Origin of the sequence: Pantoea sp. GM_Pan_3 (assembly GCF_026541045.1) — a bacterium.
Lineage (GTDB): Bacteria > Pseudomonadota > Gammaproteobacteria > Enterobacterales > Enterobacteriaceae > Pantoea > Pantoea anthophila.
Map to the genome: position 1 here is coordinate 143,410 of NZ_JALNVA010000007.1, position 19,864 is coordinate 163,273.

The 19,864-nt window shown below is 57.4% G+C and carries 20 protein-coding genes; 7 read left to right on the forward strand and 13 right to left on the reverse strand.

The genetic code is table 11. The features are described from left to right. Window positions 1-118: 118 nt before the first annotated feature. Together OXR04_RS18535 and OXR04_RS18540 are read right to left on the reverse strand one after the other, a co-directional pair. Window positions 119-418: a type II toxin-antitoxin system RelE/ParE family toxin gene (locus OXR04_RS18535; protein WP_140029624.1), complete on the reverse strand. Its 300-nt coding sequence runs from the start codon at window positions 416-418 to the stop codon at window positions 119-121. Then, the gene (locus OXR04_RS18540; RefSeq protein ID WP_140029666.1) at window positions 415-699 is read right to left on the reverse strand and encodes a damage-inducible protein J; all 285 of its coding nucleotides are present in this window, start codon (window positions 697-699) and stop codon (window positions 415-417) included. Before OXR04_RS18540 ends, OXR04_RS18535 begins: the two co-directional genes overlap by 4 nt. Window positions 700-1,067: 368 nt before the next feature. On the opposite strand from OXR04_RS18540, the gene OXR04_RS18545 reads away from it, so the two are divergent. Further along, window positions 1,068-1,277, forward strand: a complete 210-nt coding sequence (locus OXR04_RS18545; RefSeq protein WP_046100917.1) for a SymE family type I addiction module toxin — start codon at window positions 1,068-1,070, stop codon at window positions 1,275-1,277. A 571-nt stretch (window positions 1,278-1,848) separates the two neighbouring features. Here OXR04_RS18545 and glyS read toward each other — a convergent pair. Together glyS and glyQ are read right to left on the reverse strand one after the other, a co-directional pair. Continuing rightward, window positions 1,849-3,918, reverse strand: a complete 2,070-nt coding sequence (gene glyS / locus OXR04_RS18550) for a glycine--tRNA ligase subunit beta (protein WP_009088313.1) — start codon at window positions 3,916-3,918, stop codon at window positions 1,849-1,851. A gap of 9 nt (window positions 3,919-3,927) precedes the next feature. Continuing rightward, window positions 3,928-4,839 carry a glycine--tRNA ligase subunit alpha gene (gene glyQ / locus OXR04_RS18555; protein ID WP_003849680.1) on the reverse strand — a complete coding sequence of 304 codons (912 nt, stop codon included), beginning with the start codon at window positions 4,837-4,839 and terminating at the stop codon, window positions 3,928-3,930. Between the two features lie 220 nt (window positions 4,840-5,059). Here glyQ and OXR04_RS18560 point away from each other — a divergent pair, with 220 nt between their 5' ends. Further along, window positions 5,060-6,055, forward strand: coding sequence for an acyltransferase (locus OXR04_RS18560; protein WP_267372566.1), 996 nt, complete (start codon window positions 5,060-5,062; stop codon window positions 6,053-6,055). Here the strand turns inward: OXR04_RS18560 and OXR04_RS18565 are convergent. Beyond that, window positions 6,040-6,972: a helix-turn-helix domain-containing protein gene (locus tag OXR04_RS18565; protein WP_267372565.1), complete on the reverse strand. Its 933-nt coding sequence runs from the start codon at window positions 6,970-6,972 to the stop codon at window positions 6,040-6,042. The genes OXR04_RS18560 and OXR04_RS18565 overlap by 16 nt on opposite strands. Before the next feature lie 8 nt (window positions 6,973-6,980). After that, window positions 6,981-7,640 (reverse strand): 6-phosphogluconate phosphatase, encoded by a 660-nt coding sequence (gene yieH, locus OXR04_RS18570; RefSeq protein WP_267372564.1) that lies wholly within the window; start codon window positions 7,638-7,640, stop codon window positions 6,981-6,983. Between the two features lie 152 nt (window positions 7,641-7,792). Between yieH and OXR04_RS18575 the strand changes: the two genes are divergently transcribed. Next, window positions 7,793-9,106, forward strand: a complete 1,314-nt coding sequence (locus OXR04_RS18575; RefSeq protein ID WP_009088305.1) for an NCS2 family permease — start codon at window positions 7,793-7,795, stop codon at window positions 9,104-9,106. A 41-nt stretch (window positions 9,107-9,147) separates the two neighbouring features. On the opposite strand, the gene OXR04_RS18580 is transcribed toward OXR04_RS18575, so the two are convergent. Further along, complete coding sequence (locus OXR04_RS18580; RefSeq protein WP_046100915.1) at window positions 9,148-9,897, reverse strand: 4'-phosphopantetheinyl transferase superfamily protein; 750 nt, start codon at window positions 9,895-9,897, stop codon at window positions 9,148-9,150. Window positions 9,898-10,205: 308 nt separating this feature from the next. On the opposite strand from OXR04_RS18580, the gene OXR04_RS18585 reads away from it, so the two are divergent. Then, a complete protein-coding gene (locus OXR04_RS18585; protein WP_267372563.1) occupies window positions 10,206-10,673 on the forward strand; it encodes a helix-turn-helix domain-containing protein in 468 nt (155 codons plus the stop codon). A gap of 78 nt (window positions 10,674-10,751) precedes the next feature. Here the strand turns inward: OXR04_RS18585 and OXR04_RS18590 are convergent, their stop codons facing one another. The 6 genes from OXR04_RS18590 to rpmH all read right to left on the reverse strand — a co-directional run bounded on the left by OXR04_RS18590 (window position 10,752) and on the right by rpmH (window position 15,433). Then, window positions 10,752-11,342 carry a malonic semialdehyde reductase gene (locus tag OXR04_RS18590; RefSeq protein ID WP_046100914.1) on the reverse strand — a complete coding sequence of 197 codons (591 nt, stop codon included), beginning with the start codon at window positions 11,340-11,342 and terminating at the stop codon, window positions 10,752-10,754. 250 nt (window positions 11,343-11,592) lie between these two features. Continuing rightward, window positions 11,593-12,957, reverse strand: coding sequence for a tRNA uridine-5-carboxymethylaminomethyl(34) synthesis GTPase MnmE (mnmE, locus tag OXR04_RS18595; protein ID WP_058957173.1), 1,365 nt, complete (start codon window positions 12,955-12,957; stop codon window positions 11,593-11,595). A 91-nt stretch (window positions 12,958-13,048) separates the two neighbouring features. Then, entirely contained in the window at window positions 13,049-14,695 is a 1,647-nt protein-coding gene (gene yidC / locus OXR04_RS18600) for a membrane protein insertase YidC (RefSeq protein ID WP_046100913.1), read from the reverse strand. A 2-nt stretch (window positions 14,696-14,697) separates the two neighbouring features. Next, window positions 14,698-14,955, reverse strand: a complete 258-nt coding sequence (gene yidD / locus OXR04_RS18605; RefSeq protein ID WP_008926397.1) for a membrane protein insertion efficiency factor YidD — start codon at window positions 14,953-14,955, stop codon at window positions 14,698-14,700. Continuing rightward, window positions 14,919-15,278, reverse strand: a complete 360-nt coding sequence (gene rnpA / locus OXR04_RS18610; RefSeq protein WP_008926396.1) for a ribonuclease P protein component — start codon at window positions 15,276-15,278, stop codon at window positions 14,919-14,921. The genes yidD and rnpA overlap by 37 nt, the downstream gene beginning before the upstream one ends. A gap of 14 nt (window positions 15,279-15,292) precedes the next feature. After that, complete coding sequence (gene rpmH / locus OXR04_RS18615) at window positions 15,293-15,433, reverse strand: 50S ribosomal protein L34 (protein WP_003849659.1); 141 nt, start codon at window positions 15,431-15,433, stop codon at window positions 15,293-15,295. A 597-nt stretch (window positions 15,434-16,030) separates the two neighbouring features. Between rpmH and dnaA the strand changes: the two genes are divergently transcribed. From dnaA to recF, 3 genes are all read left to right on the forward strand, one after another. Further along, complete coding sequence (dnaA, locus tag OXR04_RS18620; RefSeq protein ID WP_009088291.1) at window positions 16,031-17,446, forward strand: chromosomal replication initiator protein DnaA; 1,416 nt, start codon at window positions 16,031-16,033, stop codon at window positions 17,444-17,446. Between the two features lie 4 nt (window positions 17,447-17,450). Next, on the forward strand, window positions 17,451-18,551 hold the full coding sequence (gene dnaN / locus OXR04_RS18625) for a DNA polymerase III subunit beta (RefSeq protein WP_267372562.1): 1,101 nt from the start codon (window positions 17,451-17,453) through the stop codon (window positions 18,549-18,551). A 210-nt stretch (window positions 18,552-18,761) separates the two neighbouring features. After that, window positions 18,762-19,847: a DNA replication/repair protein RecF gene (recF, locus tag OXR04_RS18630; RefSeq protein WP_009088288.1), complete on the forward strand. Its 1,086-nt coding sequence runs from the start codon at window positions 18,762-18,764 to the stop codon at window positions 19,845-19,847. Window positions 19,848-19,864 lie beyond the last annotated feature (17 nt).

A 19,864-nucleotide genomic window follows, 5' to 3' on the forward strand; every position in this document is an offset into this window, starting at 1 on the left:
GGTGACAAAATCAAAAGGTGCGGTTGGGGGGCTAATGGTCTAATCCAGATCCGAAGCGTGCCGTTCTGTCTGACGACGTCCTCAGGCCTGACAATCTGACGCAGGATGAACTGGCTGACTATCGCTGATAGCGGCCTGTTATTTTCCGGGATGTGTGAAGTATCCGCAGGATGCGAACTCCCTCTGCTTCGGCAACATAGATAATGATGAACGGAAAGCGCGGCACCACCAGTTTATATTGTTTTTCTGTGCCGACTTTTATTCCGGCCCGCGGGTTCTCGCTAAGCAGACTGGCCATTCGGGTAAACTTATCGTCTGTTGCACTGGCTACCAGCAGGCCAGCCTCACGATACAGATAACGAAATATCGTCTCCCTGTCAGCCTGCGCTTGTTTTTCCCATTGAACGCCTGATATCACAATGTTCCCCGCGCGGCCTGTGCTTTCAGCTCTTCCATGCGGGCATTCATTTCATCGTTACTGATGAACTCACTTTCACCGGCATCATAACGGCTGAACGCCGCCGTGATTTGCTGTTCCAGCCATGCATCATGTTGGCCATCCTGATATTGCCGCTCTTCAGCAGCCAGCTCTTCCACTCGCTGACGCATAACCTCTGTCAGCGTCTTCTTCTGTCGCTCGGCTGCCTGCATGGCAAGTCGTTTAACGTCATCATCAATCCTGAAGTGGATAGTACTCATAAGCTGCCTCTCGCGTGGTGTCATTTGTGGTGTCATCATGCCTGTCATCCTTTTCTCTGTCACCTTCATCTCACGCTTAAGCGATGCCGGAAATCGCCACGCTAATAGAACTAAATAACCGATTACGGGTGCTGAAGAGGATAGGGGGAAGAGGATGCAAACGAAATGGTAAACGGAGAAACAATCCGTTTCGCAGAGACGCCTCGCAATCTATTACCTAGCTTTCAGCGAGTTTACAAAGCAGGCGGTGTATATTTGAACAGGAGAAAACTGCAAAGGAAGAGAATAACGAGAGATTTTTAGCGCGGGCTGAAGGTGGTGGAACACCAACAGCCCGCTGACCACAACTAACTGAACTGGAGTTAATTATGGCTGGAACAGATTCTACGTCAGAACCCGCTGTACCCCAAGCACGCAAAAGTATCGTCGGATATCGTCCCAATGGCGGCAGACCGAATCCATTACCTCAACTGACTATTAAAGGACGATGGCTGGAACAGTGGGGATTTATTATAGGCCAGCCGGTCAGCATCATTGTCGGGCAGGGGCAGCTGATTATCCGCCTGGCTGAGGAGTGATTGGCAGGTAAAGAATACCGGCTCAATTGGGCCGGGATTATTGTGGATATGATGGGGGAGATTTGCGGGCTTTGCGTTCTTCTATCGTGGCAAAGATCCCTATTCCTGATGCCAACGCTATGCCAATAATCAGACTCACAATAGACAGGTAGCTTAATGACCTGTTGGATAAATCAATGTCTCCGGATGTAATTAACTTCATGACTACGTTATTAATCAAGAAAACAAACGAAAAGAACAAAATCCATAATAAATCGTGCTTAACAGGAAAACAGTAAAAGTGGGTCTGTCCGGTGCTTTTTTATTTTTCCATTAACTTTATCCTCAAACTTATTACTTATAATTTCTCCTCTGATGCCGCCCCACTAATAGCGCTGACATCAGCCCATCAGTAAGCACTACGCCACCTGCCGCTATTCCCACGTTCTGCCAGACGCCACGCCCCCGAGAGCCTAAGCAAAAAAAAACGGTCACTGAAACGGTCACGCTGACCGCCTGATTCAGGATGCAGACCAGAAAAAAAATAAAAAAGGGACGATTGCTCGTCCCTTTTTGCCTCAACCAGAGAGGATTACTGCAGCAGCGAGATATCCGCCACCTGCAGGAACAGCTCGCGCAGTTTTGACAGCAGCGTCAGGCGATTGATTCGCACCGCCTGATCGTCGGCGTTCACCATCACTTTATCGAAGAAGTTATCGACCGCGGTACGCAGCTGTGCCAGTTCGACCAGCGCATCCTGATAACGGCCTTCCGCGAAGTAAGGTTGCAGCTTGCTGCTCAGCGCGGTGACAAAGGTCGCCAGCTGGATCTCTTCATTCTCTTTCAGCAGCGACGCCTGCACGCTCTCATTCAGCGGTTCAGTCGCTTTTGCCAGAATATTTGAGACGCGTTTGTTTGCCGCTGCCAGTGCTGACGCCGCCTCCAGCGTACGGAAGTGCGACACGGCTTTCATACGTGCATCAAAGTCAGCCGGACGGGTCGGACGACGCGCCAGTACCGCCTGCAGCGTATCGATGCTGTGACCCTCTTCCTGATACCAGGCGCGGAAGCGACCCAGCATAAAGTCGATCACATCATCCACCACGCGGGCGTTGCTCAGCTTGCTGCCATACAGACGCACCGCTTCTTCCGTCAGGGTCTGCAGATCCAGCGGCAGGTTCTTCTCAACGATGATACGCAGCACGCCCAGCGCCGCACGACGCAGCGCGAACGGATCTTTGTCGCCTTTCGGATGCTGACCAATGCCGAAAATACCGGCCAGGGTATCCATCTTATCGGCAATCGCCAGCGCACAGGCAACCGGGCTGGACGGCAGATCGTCACCGGCAAAACGCGGCTGATACTGCTCATTCAGCGCGACCGCCACATCTTCGGCTTCGCCGTCGTGACGCGCGTAGTGCATGCCCATCACGCCCTGGGTGTCGGTGAACTCAAAGACCATGTTGGTCATCAGGTCGCACTTCGACAGCAGGCCGGCACGGGTGGCGTGATTCACATCGGCGCCGATCTGGCCGGCGATCCAGCCCGCCAGCGCCTGAATGCGATCGGTTTTATCGCGCAGCGTGCCCAGCTCTTTCTGGAACAGCACGGTTTCCAGACGCGGCAGGTGATCTTCCAGACGCTTTTTACGGTCGGTATTAAAGAAGAACTCCGCATCGGCCAGGCGTGGACGCACCACTTTTTCGTTGCCCGCGATAATCTGGCGCGGATCGCTGGATTCGATGTTAGTGACGAAAATGAAGTTCGGCAGCAGATTGCCGTCGTTGTCATACACCGGGAAATATTTCTGATCGCCCTTCATGGTGTAAACCAGCGCTTCGGCGGGCACCTTGAGGAATTTCTCTTCAAAGGTGGCAGTCAGCACCACTGGCCACTCCACCAGCGACGTGACCTCTTCCAGCAGGCTGTCGCTGATATCGGCATTGCCGCCTAAACGGCGCGCGGCCGCTTCAGCATCCGCTTTGATCATCGCCTTACGGGTCTGATAATCGGCGATCACTTTGCCACGCTTTTCCAGCGCGTCAGGATACTGATCGGCGCTCTCAAGGATGATGTCGTTTTCGCCCATGAAGCGGTGGCCGCGGATGTGACGTCCTGACTCAATGCCCAGAATGGTGCCAGGGATCAGCTCATCGCCCAGCAGCATCGTCACGGTGTGTACCGGACGGACAAACTGCACATCGCTGTCACCCCAGCGCATCAGTTTTGGCACCGGCAGTTTGCCGAGCGCGTTAGCAATCATTGCTGGCAGCAGCGTCTGAGCCGCTTCGCCTTTCACCTGGGCGCGATAAACCAGCCATTCGCCTTTATCAGTAGCGAGACGCTCGGCCTGATCGACGGTGATGCCGTTGCCGCGCGCCCAGCCTTCGGCCGCTTTGGTGGCGTTGCCGTCTGCGTCAAACGCCGCAGCGACGGCCGGTCCGCGCTTCTCCACTTCCCGATCGGGTTGTGCGGCGCTCAGGTTCGCCACTTTCAGCGCCAGGCGACGCGGTGCAGCAAACCAGCTGACCTCGCCGTGGCTCAGGTTCGCGGCATCCAGTTCCGCGGTAACCTGCGCAGCAAAGGCTTCCGCCAGGCTGCGCAGGGCTTTTGGTGGCAGCTCTTCGGTGCCGATCTCCACCAGGAAGGTTTGTTCAGTCATGGCTGCCTCTTACTTTTTGTTATTGCACATCGGGAAGCCCATCGCCTCGCGAGAGGCGTAGTAAGCTTCAGCCACGGCTTTGGTCAGAGTACGGATGCGCAGGATATAGCGCTGACGCTCCGTGACCGAAATCGCTTTGCGGGCATCCAGCAGGTTAAAGCTGTGCGCCGCTTTCAGAATGCGTTCGTAGGCGGGCAGTGGCAGCGGTTTTTCCAGCGCCAGCAGATGCTGCGCCTCTTTCTCATACTGCTCAAAGCAGGTAAAGAGGAAGTCGACGTCGGCGTATTCGAAGTTATAGGTGGATTGCTCCACTTCGTTCTGATGGAACACGTCGCCGTAGGTGGTTTTGCCCAGCGGACCGTCGCTCCACACCAGATCGTAAACGCTGTCGACGCCCTGGATATACATCGCCAGACGTTCCAGGCCGTAGGTGATCTCGCCGGTCACCGGCTTACACTCCAGGCCGCCAACCTGCTGGAAGTAGGTGAACTGCGTCACTTCCATGCCGTTGAGCCACACTTCCCAGCCGAGTCCCCAGGCACCCAGCGTCGGGTTTTCCCAGTTATCTTCGACGAAGCGAATGTCATGCACCGTCGGGTCCATACCCAGCTCTTTCAGTGAGCCAAGGTAGAGCTCCTGAATGTTATCCGGTGAAGGTTTGATGATTACCTGGAACTGGTAGTAGTGCTGTAAACGGTTCGGGTTTTCACCGTAGCGGCCATCGGTTGGACGGCGTGATGGCTGCACGTAGGCGGCGGCAATCGGCTCCGGGCCCAGTGCGCGCAGGCAGGTCATCGGGTGTGAAGTGCCAGCGCCCACTTCCATGTCCAGCGGTTGAACAATGGTGCAGCCCTGACGCGCCCAGTAATCCTGCAAGGTCAGGATCAGCCCCTGAAAGGTCTTGGTATCAAACTTTTGCATATTAAGTGTGCACGCGCTTCGGTTGGATTAAAAAAAGAGGCCGACAGTATACCCTTTGACCGCGCGATGTGCAGCCGTAAATCCCGGACGATAGCGGCCCGTTTAAGGGGGATTCAGCACGCTGCTGTACAGAGGGGTCTGAATCCTGCTGGCGGCAGTTGTTGCACTGGTCGCATTTGTCTACCCTTTCCCGCACGGACGCTATGCGCAAGAGGACGCTATGCCGCAGAAGATTTACTGGATCGATAATTTACGCGCGGTTGCCTGCCTGATGGTGATCGTCATTCACACCACCACCTGGTACATCACCGGGCCAATGGCGGTGAAGGGGGTTGCCTGGGATGCCGCTAATCTGCTGAACTCGGCCTCACGCGTCTGCGTTCCGCTGTTCTTTATGATCTCCGGCTACCTCTTTTTCGGTGATCGCAGCGCCCAGCCGCGCCATATGCTCCGGCTGGTTCTCTGCCTGCTGTTCTACAGCGCCGTGTCACTCGCCTATATCACCTGGCTGACGCCCATCAGCGAAGGGCGATCGATCCTGAAGATGCTGCAGAAGCCGGTGTTTTATCACCTCTGGTTCTTCTTTGCGCTGATCGGTATCTATCTGCTGTCGCCGCTGATTCAGGTGAAAACGGTGCAGGCGCGCTATGTGGCGCTGCTGGTGCTGGTGCTGGCGGTGCTGGCCAACCCGAATACGGTCAGCCAGTCGCTGGGCCCCTTTCATTTCCTGCCGGTAAATCTCTATGTCAGTGGCGACAGTATCTACTATCTGCTCTATGCGCTGCTGGGGCGGGCTATCGGTTCGATGGAGACCACCCGGCGCGGCCTGACACCGCTCGCCGCCGGGCTGTTTATCGCCTGTGTGGCGGGCATAACACTCGGCACCAAAAAGGCGCTGATCGTTAATGGCGCGTTTAACGATACCTGGTATCTCTACTGCGGACCGCTGGTGTTTATCGCCGCGATCAGCCTGCTGGTGGTGTTTAAAAACTGTCTCAACCAGCGCACCCTGCCCGGTTTTTCACTGATTGCGCGCTATTCACTGCCGATCTACGGCTTTCACGCGCTGTTTATCCACTATCTGCGCACGCATCACTACGATGACATGTCACGCCCGTGGCTCGACCTGCCCTGGGTGTTCGGGCTGACGCTGGGCGGCAGCCTGCTGCTGGGCATGGCACTGAAACGCGTCGACACCCGTCACTTTGTCAGCTGATCGGCTTCGCGCTGACGGGCGCGTCGTAGCTGGCGCGCCGATGAAAATCCTGCCGCGAGCGCCGCTTTCTCGGCGGACTCTCCCTGCTGCTGCCGCTGACGCGCCACGCCCACCCGCAGCTGTTCGTGATACTCACGCACGCTGATCCCCAGATGCTGACGAAAGAGCCGCGCCAGATGGCGACTGCTGACGTGCGTGCGTCCGGCCAGTTCGGTCAGCGTCCAGCCATGCTCAGGATGGGCAATCATCAGATCCTGCGCCCGGTGAATGGCGGGATGGAGATGGTTGCGGTAACGCAGCCACGGCGAGAGCTGCGGATCATCACCGGCGCGCCGAAACCAGACCACCATTTCACGCGCCACCGCCAGCGCCGTGGGCGTGTCGCAGAGCTGATTAATCAGATGCAGCGCCAGGTCGATACCCGCCGTGATGCCTGCGCTGGTCCAGATGTTCCCGTGCCCGACAAAGACACGGTTCTCTTTGACCCGGGCACGCGGGGCGGCCGCTTTCAGACGGGCAATCACATCATGATGTGTCGTGCATTCAACCTCATCCAGCAGCCCCGCCTGCGCGGCCAGCAGGGCACCTGAGCAGACGCAGACCAGCATACAGGTCTGCGCGCGCAGCGCAGCCTGCTGCCGGATCAGCCACTGGCGCGCCTCGGCGGCCTGCGACGTGGCGAAGCAGTGCCGGGAGTCATAGACGCCCGGCACCACCAGCAGACTGTTGGCGGGAAGCTGCTCCGGCAGCGGTTCGATGCCGCCAATGGTCATGCCGGTGGAGCAGACAACCTCCGGCTGCGGGCCAATGTAGCGCAGCGTAAAATGATCGCCCGCCAGTTTCAGCGTCTCGGCCGGACCGGTCAGATCCAGCACCATGACGCCCGGCAGGGTTAAAAACCAGACGGTGTGACTCATGGGCCGCGCTACACCAGATTCCAGCCACGGGCGCGCCACAGCGCAGGCAGCTGCGCCATGTCATCGAAGCGCGTCACCAGCGGATGATCCAGTTCCGGGTTATGCGCGTCTGCGCAGTAGTAGTAGACCGGAATCCCGGCGGCGATCCCGGCGCGGGCGCCCGCTTCGGAGTCATCCACCAGAATGCAGCGCTCAATCGGCACCTGCATCTGCTCCGCCGCGTGGTACATCAGTTCCGGATCGGGCTTCCAGTGCAGAATGTCATAGCCACTGTAGAGGTGCTCAGCAAACAGCGGCAGCATGCCGGTTAATCCCAGCGAGTGCTGCATCTTCTTTACCGTTCCGTTTGAGACCACGCACATCGGCACCCTGATCTGCTCCACCAGCGCTTTCGCACCGGCGATCGGCTGCAGCTGCTGGTCGAACAGTCGCGCCACTTCCGCGCGGTAGGCGGTTTCGACCTCCTCCATCGGCAGCGACACCTGATGCGCCTCACCCACATCACGAATGATGTCGTAAAGTTTGACGCCCTTATACTTTTCAAACATCTCCTGCAGCGACAGCGTCAGGCCATAGCGGGCAAAGGTATTCACGTAGGCCTGGGTGCAGAGCAGTTCACTGTCCACCAGCGTGCCATCGCAATCAAAAAAGACGCATTCTACTGACATCAGATTCTATCCTTCGATTCAGGTGTGGGTTCCCCACTTTACCGCACTCCGTACAGATTGCGAGACTGGCAATCGGTTGCGAAAAATCATTGTATTGCCCCGGTAAAATCGCCAGGATACGCGCCGATGATTTTTTCTTCTGGATGGATGGCATGAGCAAGCAAGGCGTTTTGCAGCGCATTTTCAGGCTGCAGGAACATGGCACCACGGTGCGTACCGAAGTGATCGCGGGTATCACCACCTTTCTGACGATGGTCTATATCGTCTTCGTCAATCCGCAGATCCTGGGCGTCGCGGGCATGGATACGCAGGCGGTGTTCGTCACCACCTGTCTGATTGCCGCCTTCGGCAGCATTCTGATGGGCCTGTTTGCCAATCTGCCGGTAGCGCTGGCACCCGCTATGGGACTGAACGCCTTTTTCGCTTTTGTGGTGGTCGGGGCGATGGGGTATTCCTGGCAGGTCGGCATGGGCGCCATTTTCTGGGGTGCGGTCGGCCTGCTGATCCTGACGCTGCTGCGGGTCCGCTACTGGATGATTGCCAATATCCCGCTCAGCCTGCGCGTCGGCATTACCGCCGGTATCGGCCTGTTTATCGCCATGATGGGGCTGAAGAATGCGGGCATTATTGTGGCTAACCCCGATACCCTGGTGGCCGTAGGCAACCTGACCTCGCACAGCGTGCTGCTGGGCGCGCTGGGCTTCTTTATTATCGCCATTCTGGCGTCGCGTAATATCCACGCGGCGGTGCTGATCTCCATGGTGATCACCACGGCTATCGGCTGGATGCTGGGCGATGTGAAGTTTGTCGGCCTCTTCTCCGCACCACCGTCGGTAACGTCGGTGGTCGGTCAGGTCGATATCAAAGGCGCATTCAATATCGGCATGGCCGGGGTGATCTTCTCCTTTATGCTGGTCAATCTGTTCGACTCCTCCGGCACGCTGATTGGCGTCACCGATAAAGCGGGCCTGACCGATGAAACCGGCACCTTCCCACGCATGCAGCAGGCGCTGTATGTCGACAGCATCAGTTCAGTGAGTGGCGCGCTGGCGGGCACCTCCTCGGTGACCGCCTATATAGAGAGCTCCTCCGGGGTGGCGATTGGTGGCCGTACCGGCCTGATGGCGGTCGTCACCGGCCTGCTGTTCCTGCTGGTGACTTTCCTGTCACCACTGGCGGCCATGGTGCCGGCCTACGCCGCGGCGGGCGCGCTGATTTACGTGGGTGTGCTGATGACGGCCAGCCTGTCGCGCGTGCGCTGGGATGACTTAACCGAAGCCGTCCCGGCATTTGTCACCGCCGCCATGATGCCGTTCAGCTTTTCTATCACCGAAGGCATTGCGCTGGGGTTTATCGCGTACTGTGTGATGAAGCTGGGCACCGGGCGCTGGCGTGAAATCAGCCCCTGCGTGGTGATTGTTGCCCTGCTGTTCGTACTGAAGATTGTCTTTATCGACGCGCACTGAGCGCTGTGACTGAGCGCCGCAACCCACCGGTTGCGGCGTTGTCACATCTCAGGATGCAGATTGCGCTCGCTGGGCAGGCTGGTCAGCCGCAGCGCATGCGGCCCGATATTGGGCTTGCCCATCTCCATTTCCCGTAATGCGCGCCACTGAAAGGCGTTATCCATCTCCCACAGATAGAGCCGCTGGGTCGCGGATGAGAGCGCACACGACCAGACCAGCACAGGCTCTGCATCGCAGACCACCTGAATATCGGGATAGAGCGACGACCGCAGCCGCCCTGCACCCGGCAGCAGACGCAGCGAATCCAGCCCCCGATCGCCCTCTCCCGTCAGCTTGAGAATGCTCTGGCGCAGCGTCCAGATCTGGGTCACCGCTTCCATCGCATCCTGCTGGGCATTGATCCAGGCAATTTCGCCGGAGGTCAGCCCCTGAATCAGCTGCTCCTGCGTCTGACGGCTCCGCGCATGCACGATCTCCATATCCAGACCGGCACGTCCGCCCTCTTCGGCCAGCAGCACCCCTACGGTATTACCCGCATAGGCGATGCTGAAATCGGGCAGATCGCGGTCGGCAAAGGCGGGCCGTCCGTTATCCTGAATGGTTAAGCGCGGCAGCTCATTGATGCCATAAATCCGCTGCATCAGCTGTGCCAGCAGGATACGCGCGGCAAGGAAGCGTCCACGGCGTTTGTCAGCAAACTGCTGTGCCGTGTCCCGGATTGCCTGGGGAATGTGCATCTCACTGGCCGGGAAACCGGGGTCACCCGTCCAGCGTACAAAATGACCAGCCATCTGTCGCTCCGTGAAAATGGTCAGATAATCATCAGAGGCATTGTAAGAATTTTCTTAACCTAATGCACCCGGCAACGCACGGATTGGGCTAAATTCGGAATAGGACGAACGGATTCACGGGGGCAAAGTTTGCTACAGGCTTTTCATCAGGAGACATCCGGATTTGACATCCTTCATTGCCGGAAAGAGTTTTACACACGGTGACACCGCTGTTGTGCGGGTGTCATGATGCTGTCGGGTCCGGATCGTGTTGCTGCCGGGCTTTCTGTCGCACACTTTTCTTCCTGTCGATTCAACGGAGAACGCGAATGAGCAGCATCAACCGATTTAAAGCACTGCGCCTGGCCCGCGCCTGGTCACAGGAGCAACTGGCAGAGCTGGCCGGATTAAGCACCCGTACTGTACAGCGGATTGAAAATGGCGAGCGGCCGGGTCTGGAGACGCTGAGTGCGCTGGCTGCGGTCTTTGAGGTCAGCGACAGTGATCTGACCGATCCGCAGAATGGCGAGAATCCGGCGCTGGATCAGCGGATTGTTGATGCGCGCAGCAGGATCGCGGAGGAAGCACGCTTTTATCGCTCCCTGATCACCGCGGTGGTCGTCTGCACACTGCTTTTCGCGCTTAACGGCGTGACGGCGCCTGGCAATCACTGGGCACGCTGGGTGGCGATTATCTGGGGGGCCTTGCTGTTCATCCGCGCGATGCGGACCTTTGTTTTTCATGGGCTGGCGGACCGCTGGCAGCAAAAGCGCCTGCAGAAGATACTGCGCCGCTGAGGCGTTCACAGGGGGAGTCTCTGATGATGGGCTGTGCGGTTCATGCGCGTCGCGATGCGGATCGCGACGCGGGTAGCATCAGGCGAAACGGCTTGCCTGCTCAAAGCTCAGACGCGGCAGGCGCGGATGCAGTTTTGATGCCTCACCGTAGCCGAGGTTGATCAGCAGGTTGACCTGATACTGACCATCCGGGAAGAAGGCGTCGTTCACTTTCGCCGGATCAAAACCGGACATCGGACCGGCATCCAGACCCAGCGAACGGGCCGCCAGAATCAGATAACCCGCCTGCAGGCTGCTGTTACGGAAAGCCGTCTCTTTTGCCGCTTCCGGGCTGCCGGTAAACCAGCTGCGCGCATCAGCATGCGGGAACAGGGCGGGCAGCTGCTCATAGAACTCACGATCCCACGCCACAATCACCGTGACCGGTGCGCTCATGGTTTTGTCCAGATTGCCGGAAGAGAGGGCCGGTTTCAGCTTCTCTTTCCCCTCCGCCGAGGTCACAAAAACAAAACGCGCAGGCGAGCAGTTTGCCGACGTTGGCCCCAGAGCCGTTAAGGTATAGAGCTGTTCCAGCAGGGCATTATCGACGGGCTTATCCTGCCAGTAACTGTGGGTGCGGGCGTCGTTGAACAGCGTGTCCAGAGCGGTCTTATCGAGCGGTGTACTCATGCAACTCTCCTGTAGCAGGCGAAAAGGTTCGCCCGAATAGCTTCACGTATAGGGTCGGCTTGCGGCCTGATGCGGCGGGAGCGGGATCGCTCACGGCGGCACATCAGATCGGCGCCTCTACCGTTATACGATAATGGCGTGCCGCCGCAAAATAACATATCGGCAAGAATCACTGCAGAGAGGGGAATAACGGAGGAACGCGCGCGGCGGGAAAGCCAGCCTGACAGCCCACGCTGCCAGGCCAGAGGGATTATTTACCGATACAGAAGCTGGAGAAAATACGTCCCAGCAGATCGTCAGAGGTGAACTCGCCGGTGATCTCGCTTAACGCCTGCTGAGCAAGGCGCAGCTCTTCAGCCAGCAGCTCGCCCGCCCAGGCGCCGAGCAGCTGTGCTTTGCCCTGCTGCAGGTGGGTTGCCGCTAACTCCAGCGCCTGCAGATGACGGCGACGCGCCAGGAAGCCGCCTTCCATATTGCCGGAGAAGCCCATGCTCTGCTTCAGGTGATCCCGCAGCGCATCGACGCCCTCGCTGGTACGTGCTGACAGACGAATCAGTGAGTGACCATTGACGTCCGTCAGACCGGGAGACTCACCGGTCACATCCGCTTTATTACGCACGACCGTGATCGGCAGTTGTGGCGGCAGACGCGAAACGAAATCGGGCCAGATGGCCGCCGCTTCGGTGGCATCGGTGGTGGTGGCGTCCACCATAAACAGCACGCGATCCGCCTGTTCAATCTCCTGCCAGGCGCGCTCAATCCCGATGCGCTCCACTTCGTCGCTGGCCTCACGCAGACCGGCGGTGTCGATGATGTGCAGCGGCATGCCATCAATATGAATATGCTCGCGCAGCACGTCGCGGGTGGTGCCCGCAATGTCGGTCACGATGGCGGCTTCACGGCCCGCCAGCGCATTCAGCAGGCTCGATTTACCGGCATTTGGCCGGCCTGCAATCACCACCTTCATCCCTTCACGCAGCAGGCTGCCCTGACGCGCTTCGGCACGGACGGCATCCAGGTCACTGACCACCGTATTCAGCTGCGCTTCAATTCTGCCGTCAGAGAGGAAATCGATCTCCTCATCCGGGAAGTCGATCGCGGCTTCGACGTAGATGCGCAGATGCGTGAGTGCTTCCACAAGATGATTGACCCGGGTGGAGAAAGCGCCCTGCAGCGAGTTCACGGCAGAACGAGCCGCCTGCTCAGAGCTGGCATCAATCAGGTCGGCAATCGCTTCGGCCTGCGCCAGATCGAGCTTGTCATTCAGGAACGCCCGTTCGGAAAACTCACCCGGCTGAGCAATCCGCACGCCTGGCAGGGCCACGATGCGCTTCAGCAGCAGGTCGAGGATCACCGGGCCACCGTGGCCCTGCAGCTCCAGCACATCTTCGCCGGTAAAGGAGTGGGGGCCAGGGAACCACAGCGCGATACCCTGATCCAGCACGCTGCCGTCGCTGTCGGTAAACGGCAGATAATCGGCGTAGCGCGGCTTAGGCAGTTTGCCCAGCAGCTGGCGGGCGACCTCTGCCGCCTGTGCGCCAGAGACGCGCAGAATGCCGACGCCGCCGCGTCCGGGCGGTGTTGCCTGGGCAACAATGGTATCGCTGTGGCTCATAAATTTTCTCTCGCTACAAAAAACACAGGCGGTCGCTTTGACCGCCTGAGAATAGACTATATAGGGCGGGATGGCTCCCGCGCTGGATCGCTTACGCTTTCTTCTTGTCGCGGCTATGCAGACCACGTTTTTCCAGGCCGCGATAAATCAGCTGCTGCTGGAGAATGGTGACCAGGTTGCTGACGATGTAGTACAGCACCAGACCTGACGGGAACCACAGGAAGAAGACGGTGAAGATCACCGGCATGTACGTCATGATCTTCTGTTGCATCGGATCGGTCACGGTGGTCGGTGACATCTTCTGAATGAAGAACATGGTGATGCCCATCAGAATCGGCAGGATGTAGTACGGGTCCTGCGCAGACAGGTCATGGATCCACAGAATGAATGGCGCATGACGCAGTTCAACCGAGCCTGACAGCATGTAGTAGAGCGCCAGGAAGATAGGCATCTGAATCACCAGCGGCAGACAGCCACCCAGCGGATTCACTTTCTCTGCTTTATACAGCGCCATCATTTCCTGGCTCTGCTTCTGCTTGTCATCACCCAGACGCTCACGCATCGCCTGAATTTTCGGCTGCAGCATGCGCATCTTCGCCATCGAGGTGTACTGCGCTTTGGTCAGCGGGTACATGATGCCGCGCACGATGAAGGTGATCACGATAATGGAGAAGCCCCAGTTACCGATGAAGCTGTGGATAAATTTCAGCAGCTTGAACAGCGGCTGAGAGATAAACCACAACCAGCCGTAATCCACGGTTAGATCAAGGTGCGGCGCAATAGCAGCCATCTTGTCCTGAATTTCCGGGCCGACCCACAGGGTTGCGCCCAGATTCTGCTGTGCGCCTGCCGCGATGGTCACCGGTGCAGATTTATAGCCAATCGCCGCCACGCCGTTACCCAGGTTGCTGGTGTAAAGGGTGTTGGTGCCTTCGGTACGCGGAACCCATGCGGTTGCAAAGTACTGCTGCAGCATCGCCACCCAGCCATTGCTGGTGGTGGTGTTCAGGTTCTCGTTATCCGCGATGGTGTCGAATTTGTACTTCTCATATTTCGACTCGCTGGTGGAGTACGCCGCGCCACGGAAGGTGTGCAGTGCAAAGTTGTTGCTGCCGGTATCACGATGCTTAGGCAGATCGATAGTCTGCTTCAGCTGGCCAAACAGCGACACTTCCAGCGGCTGCTGGGTGGTGTTGTTGACATGATAGTCGACATTAACGGCATATTCGCCACGCTTGAAGATGAAGGTTTTGGTGTAAACCACGCCATTTTCAGCGGTATAGGTCATCGGCACACGCAGTTCAGCCTGGCCATCAGCCAGCTCGAAGTGATCCTGTGCCGTGGTGAACAGCGGACGCGCACCGTTGTTCGGGTTATCCGGACCATTACGGCCGGTTAAACCACTCTGCGCCTGATAAAGGAAGGCTGGCGTCGTTTCAAGCAGCTGGAACGGCTGGTCAGAACCCAGTTTGTCCGGGAAAGTCAGCAGCTGTGCCTGCTCTACATCACCGCCGCGGGTGTTGATATTTAATGACAGGACATCGGTCTTAACGGTGATCGTCTGGCCCTGACCGCTGGCCGGTACACCCTGACTGGCGGTATCACCCGCTACGCTGTTGGTGCCCTGTGTGGTCTGCGTCTGCTGTGGCTGCGGAGCGTGGTCCGTCTGCCAGGCTTGCCAGATCATAAAGGTCACGAACAGAAAAGCGATGAGAAAGAGATTGCGTTGCGAATCCATCGTTAATGTTCTCTGGTATCAAAGGTTTTTGGCGGCACAGGATCGTCACCACCCGGGTTCAAGGGGTGGCATTTTAATACGCGTTTTAATGTCAACCAACTGCCTTTTATCAGGCCGAACCTGCGTAACGCCTCAATTCCGTAATGAGAGCAGGTCGGGTGAAACCGACAGTGTGGTCCCAGTAATGGACTGATACCGCGTTGATAGACGCGTATCAGGACGATCAGGAGCCGCGCGCCAGGCGACAGTGACGACGCCATAATTTCTCCAACGCTTCCGCCAGCATACGGTTATCCAGATCGGCAACCCCCTTCTTCGCGACCACCACGAAGTCCATCGACGGCAGTTCATGTTGACGCAGACGAAAGCTTTCGCGGGTCAATCGCTTGATCCGGTTGCGTTCGTGGGCGCGTTTCACATGTTTTTTAGCGACGGTAAGACCGATGCGGGGATGCCCCAGCGCGTTAAGGCGGCCGAGAATAGTGATTTGCGGCGTGCCAGCCCGTTGTGGCTGCTGGAAGACGAAAGTGAAATGAGTGGGAGTTAACAAGCGTAACTCCCTGGGAAATGCGAGCTTACCCATCAGGGCTAGCTTTATTACTTAGAAACGGTCAGACGAGAACGGCCTTTAGCACGACGACGTGCCAGAACCTGACGACCATTTTTTGTTGCCATACGAGCACGGAAACCGTGTGAACGGTTGCGCTTCAGTACGGACGGTTGAAAAGTGCGTTTCATGGCGGTTTCTACCTAAACTTGAAAATTTTCACTGGGTGACGCGTTTCGGGCCAGTAAATCGACCGACGCCTCAATGTGTCTTTAATAAAGAGGCGGGATTGTAATAATTGTACAGTCCCGAGTCAATTTACTTCGCGTGGCACGGTACCTGAAAACCCGCATACAGCCCGCTGAGTTCCGACATTTTGCTTTGGGGCGCAATGTCGGGTGGGGAATTATACGGGCTCCGCTCTAAAGCGCAAGGATCGTACGGGATCTTATTACGATCGGGAGGCGGGATCGTGGGGATAAAACGAGACATCGTCCGAAATTCTGACGCTTTTCGCCAGATCCCTGCGGGTTTTTCCGGCAACTGGCGTAAACTTCTTTGCGCGCCTCAGGCCTGTGGATAAAAAGGATCAAAACTGTGTAGAAAGGGAAGATCTCTGTCTCGCTTTGCGCTATGATCCGCCCTTCCGCTGACGATCCTCCGCTGATTGCAGGCTGGAAAACCGCTGATAGCGGTCGCAGGCGCTTTCTTTCGTCTGTGTCAAAAAATGAACGTTTCTTAGAGTAACGCCTACTATTCTTATCGAATTTGTACGAGTGGAGTCCGCCGTGTCACTTACGCTTTGGCAACAGTGTCTTGCCCGTTTGCAGGATGAGCTTCCTGCCACCGAATTCAGCATGTGGATCCGTCCACTGCAGGCTGAGTTAAACGACAATACGCTTGCCTTGTATGCTCCAAATCGCTTCGTACTCGACTGGGTCCGGGATAAATACCTCAATAGTATCAATGCGCTGCTGAATGAATTCTGTGGCCCGAACGTGCCCGCGCTGCGTTTTGAAGTCGGCACGCGCCCGGTTCAGCAGCAGGCGGCAGCGGTCAGCCAGCCGGTCATGGCCAGCGTCAGCGCACCGGTGATGCCCGTGCAGAGCCATGTTCGTCCGGCACCGACGCAGATCGTGCGTCCCAGCTGGGATAATGTGCCGGCACCGGCCGACGTGACCTACCGCTCGAATGTGAATAACCGTCATAACTTCGACAACTTCGTCGAGGGTAAATCCAACCAGCTGGCGCGCGCGGCGGCACGTCAGGTGGCGGATAATCCCGGCGGCGCGTATAACCCGCTGTTTCTGTATGGCGGCACCGGTCTGGGTAAAACGCACCTGCTGCATGCGGTAGGTAACGGCATCATTGCCCGTAAACCCAATGCAAAAGTGGTTTATATGCACTCCGAGCGTTTTGTGCAGGATATGGTTAAGGCACTGCAGAACAATGCGATCGAAGAGTTCAAACGCTATTACCGTTCAGTAGATGCCCTGCTGATCGATGACATTCAGTTCTTTGCCAATAAAGAGCGATCGCAGGAAGAGTTCTTCCACACCTTTAATGCCTTATTAGAAGGCAATCAGCAGATCATCCTCACCTCGGATCGTTACCCCAAAGAGATCAACGGGGTGGAAGATCGTCTTAAGTCCCGTTTCGGCTGGGGGTTAACGGTGGCGATCGAGCCGCCTGAGCTGGAAACGCGGGTGGCGATCCTGATGAAAAAAGCGGATGAGAATGACATCCGCCTGCCGGGTGAAGTCGCCTTCTTTATTGCCAAGCGTTTACGATCCAATGTGCGTGAGCTGGAAGGCGCACTGAACCGCGTAATCGCCAACGCCAACTTTACCGGCCGGGCGATTACGATCGACTTCGTGCGTGAAGCGCTGCGCGATCTGCTGGCGCTGCAGGAAAAGCTGGTCACCATCGATAATATTCAGAAGACCGTGGCTGAGTACTACAAAATCAAGGTCGCCGATCTGCTTTCCAAGCGCCGTTCGCGTTCGGTTGCACGTCCGCGCCAGATGGCGATGGCGATGGCGAAAGAGTTGACGAACCATAGCCTGCCGGAAATCGGCGACGCTTTTGGGGGACGCGACCATACAACGGTGCTTCACGCCTGCCGTAAGATTGAGCAGCTGCGTGAAGAGAGCCACGATATCAAAGAAGATTTCTCTAATCTCATCAGAACATTATCTTCGTGACGCTATGAAATTTATTGTTGAACGTGAGCAGCTGCTGAAGCCGCTGCAACAAGTAAGTGGCCCGCTGGGCGGGCGTCCAACGCTGCCAATCCTCGGAAACCTGCTGCTGCAGGTAACAGAAGGTTCGCTGCTGCTGACCGGTACCGATCTGGAAATGGAGATGGTGGCACGCGTGGCGCTGACGCAGGCGCATGAGCCTGGCGCGACCACCGTTCCGGCGCGTAAATTCCTCGATATCTGTCGTGGCTTACCGGATGGCGCAGAGATCACGCTGGCGCTGGAAGGCGATCGCATGCTGGTGCGCTCAGGACGCAGCCGTTTTTCGCTGTCCACCCTGCCCGCCAGTGACTTCCCGAATCTTGACGACTGGCAGAGTGAAGTCGAATTCACCCTGCCGCAGGCGACGATGAAGCGGCTGATCGAAGCGACTCAGTTCTCCATGGCGCATCAGGATGTGCGTTACTACCTCAATGGCATGATGTTTGAAACCGAAGGGGAAGAACTGCGCACCGTGGCGACGGACGGTCACCGTCTGGCCGTCTGCTCAATGCCGGTTGGCCAGGCGCTGCCGAGTCATTCGGTGATTGTGCCGCGCAAAGGCGTGATTGAGCTGCTGCGTCTGCTGGATGGCGGCGAGACGCCGCTGCAGGTGCAGATAGGCGGCAGCAATATTCGTGCACACGTCGGCGACTACATCTTCACCTCTAAGCTGGTTGATGGTCGTTTCCCCGATTATCGCCGCGTGTTGCCGAAGAATCCCGACAAGGTGCTGGAAGCGGGCTGCGATCTGCTTAAACAGGCGTTTGCCCGTGCGGCGATCCTCTCCAACGAGAAGTTCCGCGGGGTTCGCCTCTATGTCACCGAAAATCAGCTGAAGATCACCGCCAATAACCCTGAACAGGAAGAAGCGGAAGAGATGCTGGATGTCAGCTATAACGGCACCGAACTGGAGATTGGCTTTAACGTCAGTTACGTGCTGGATGTGCTGAACGCGCTGAAGTGTGAGAACGTGCGTCTGCTGCTGACCGATTCGGTGTCGAGCGTGCAGATTGAGGATGTGGCGAGTCCTGCTGCGGCCTATGTCGTTATGCCCATGCGCTTATAGGTGTTACATATCGGCCTGGCTTACTTGCTACGTTGCGCCCCGGCAGTGCTCGCCATCCTCACGTACTTCAGTACGCTCCGGTGGCTCTGCGCTGGCGGGGCGCAACGTAGCTGCGACGCCGACGGCCTGGTTTGGTGCTGGTAAATCCTGAATTTTTACAAGGCAAAACCCATTTCATCCCGATCATTGCCCCTCAAGCTGGACTGATTCATGGCTTTAACCCGCCTTCTTATTAAAGATTTTCGTAATATCGAACAGGCTGACCTGCAACTGGCTCCCGGCTTTAATTTTCTGGTCGGCGTCAACGGCAGCGGCAAAACCAGCGTGTTAGAGGCGATCCATACGCTGGGGCATGGCCGGTCGTTTCGCAGCCTGCAGGCGGGGCGCGTCATCCGTCACGACGAGGCGGCCTTTGTGCTGCACGGACGGCTGGAGAGCAAAGAGCGGGAAATTTCGGTCGGACTGACCAAAAACCGGGCCGGTGACAGTAAAGTGCGCATTGATGGCAGCGACGGTCACAAAGTCGCCGAGCTGGCACAGCTGCTGCCGATGCAATTAATTACACCCGAAGGCTTTAGTTTGCTTAATGGCGGCCCCAAATACCGCAGAGCCTATGTTGACTGGGGCTGCTTCCATAACACGCCTGGCTTTTTCAACGCCTGGAACAACCTGCGTCGCCTGCTTAAGCAGCGCAACGCCGCGCTGCGTCAGGTCACCCGCTACAGCCAGATCCGTCCCTGGGATCAGGAGCTGGTGCCGCTGGCTGAACAGATCAGCCTGTGGCGGGCGGAGTACAGTGCCGCCATTTCCGCCGAAATCACCGGCACCTGCAGCCAGTTCCTGCCGGAATTTGACCTGCGCTTCTCCTTCCAGCGCGGCTGGGACAAAGAGAGCGACTATGGCGAGCTGCTGGAGCGTAACTTTGAGCGCGATCGTGCACTGACCTACACCGCCAGCGGCCCCCATAAAGCGGATTTTCGAATCCGGGCTGAAGGGACGCCGGTGGAAGATTTACTCTCACGCGGGCAGCTCAAGCTGCTGATGTGTGCATTGCGTCTGGCACAGGGCGAGTTCCTGACAAGCCAGAGCGGACGCCGCTGTATTTACCTCATTGATGACTTTGCTTCTGAGCTGGATGAGAGCCGTCGACGCCTGCTGGCGGAACGGTTAAAAGCCACCCAGGCTCAGGTCTTTGTCAGCGCCATTTCGGCCGGACATGTAATCGACATGAGCGACGAAAAGGGCAAGATGTTCCGCGTGGAACAGGGTAAAATAGCGGTTCAACCTGAAGATTAAAATGAGCGAGAAACGTT

Excerpts from the sequence above, each read along its gene's own strand:
- OXR04_RS18540 (WP_140029666.1), bottom strand. The coding sequence starts at position 699 with ATGAGTACTATCCACTTCAGGATTGATGATGACGTTAAACGACTTGCC.
- OXR04_RS18545 (WP_046100917.1), top strand. The coding sequence starts at position 1,068 with ATGGCTGGAACAGATTCTACGTCAGAACCCGCTGTACCCCAAGCACGC.
- glyS (WP_009088313.1), bottom strand. The coding sequence starts at position 3,918 with ATGACTGAACAAACCTTCCTGGTGGAGATCGGCACCGAAGAGCTGCCA.
- glyQ (WP_003849680.1), bottom strand. The coding sequence starts at position 4,839 with ATGCAAAAGTTTGATACCAAGACCTTTCAGGGGCTGATCCTGACCTTG.
- OXR04_RS18560 (WP_267372566.1), top strand. The coding sequence starts at position 5,060 with ATGCCGCAGAAGATTTACTGGATCGATAATTTACGCGCGGTTGCCTGC.
- OXR04_RS18565 (WP_267372565.1), bottom strand. The coding sequence starts at position 6,972 with ATGAGTCACACCGTCTGGTTTTTAACCCTGCCGGGCGTCATGGTGCTG.
- yieH (WP_267372564.1), bottom strand. The coding sequence starts at position 7,640 with ATGTCAGTAGAATGCGTCTTTTTTGATTGCGATGGCACGCTGGTGGAC.
- OXR04_RS18575 (WP_009088305.1), top strand. The coding sequence starts at position 7,793 with ATGAGCAAGCAAGGCGTTTTGCAGCGCATTTTCAGGCTGCAGGAACAT.
- OXR04_RS18580 (WP_046100915.1), bottom strand. The coding sequence starts at position 9,897 with ATGGCTGGTCATTTTGTACGCTGGACGGGTGACCCCGGTTTCCCGGCC.
- OXR04_RS18585 (WP_267372563.1), top strand. The coding sequence starts at position 10,206 with ATGAGCAGCATCAACCGATTTAAAGCACTGCGCCTGGCCCGCGCCTGG.
- OXR04_RS18590 (WP_046100914.1), bottom strand. The coding sequence starts at position 11,342 with ATGAGTACACCGCTCGATAAGACCGCTCTGGACACGCTGTTCAACGAC.
- mnmE (WP_058957173.1), bottom strand. The coding sequence starts at position 12,957 with ATGAGCCACAGCGATACCATTGTTGCCCAGGCAACACCGCCCGGACGC.
- yidC (WP_046100913.1), bottom strand. The coding sequence starts at position 14,695 with ATGGATTCGCAACGCAATCTCTTTCTCATCGCTTTTCTGTTCGTGACC.
- yidD (WP_008926397.1), bottom strand. The coding sequence starts at position 14,955 with ATGGCGTCGTCACTGTCGCCTGGCGCGCGGCTCCTGATCGTCCTGATA.
- rnpA (WP_008926396.1), bottom strand. The coding sequence starts at position 15,278 with ATGGGTAAGCTCGCATTTCCCAGGGAGTTACGCTTGTTAACTCCCACT.
- rpmH (WP_003849659.1), bottom strand. The coding sequence starts at position 15,433 with ATGAAACGCACTTTTCAACCGTCCGTACTGAAGCGCAACCGTTCACAC.
- dnaN (WP_267372562.1), top strand. The coding sequence starts at position 17,451 with ATGAAATTTATTGTTGAACGTGAGCAGCTGCTGAAGCCGCTGCAACAA.
- recF (WP_009088288.1), top strand. The coding sequence starts at position 18,762 with ATGGCTTTAACCCGCCTTCTTATTAAAGATTTTCGTAATATCGAACAG.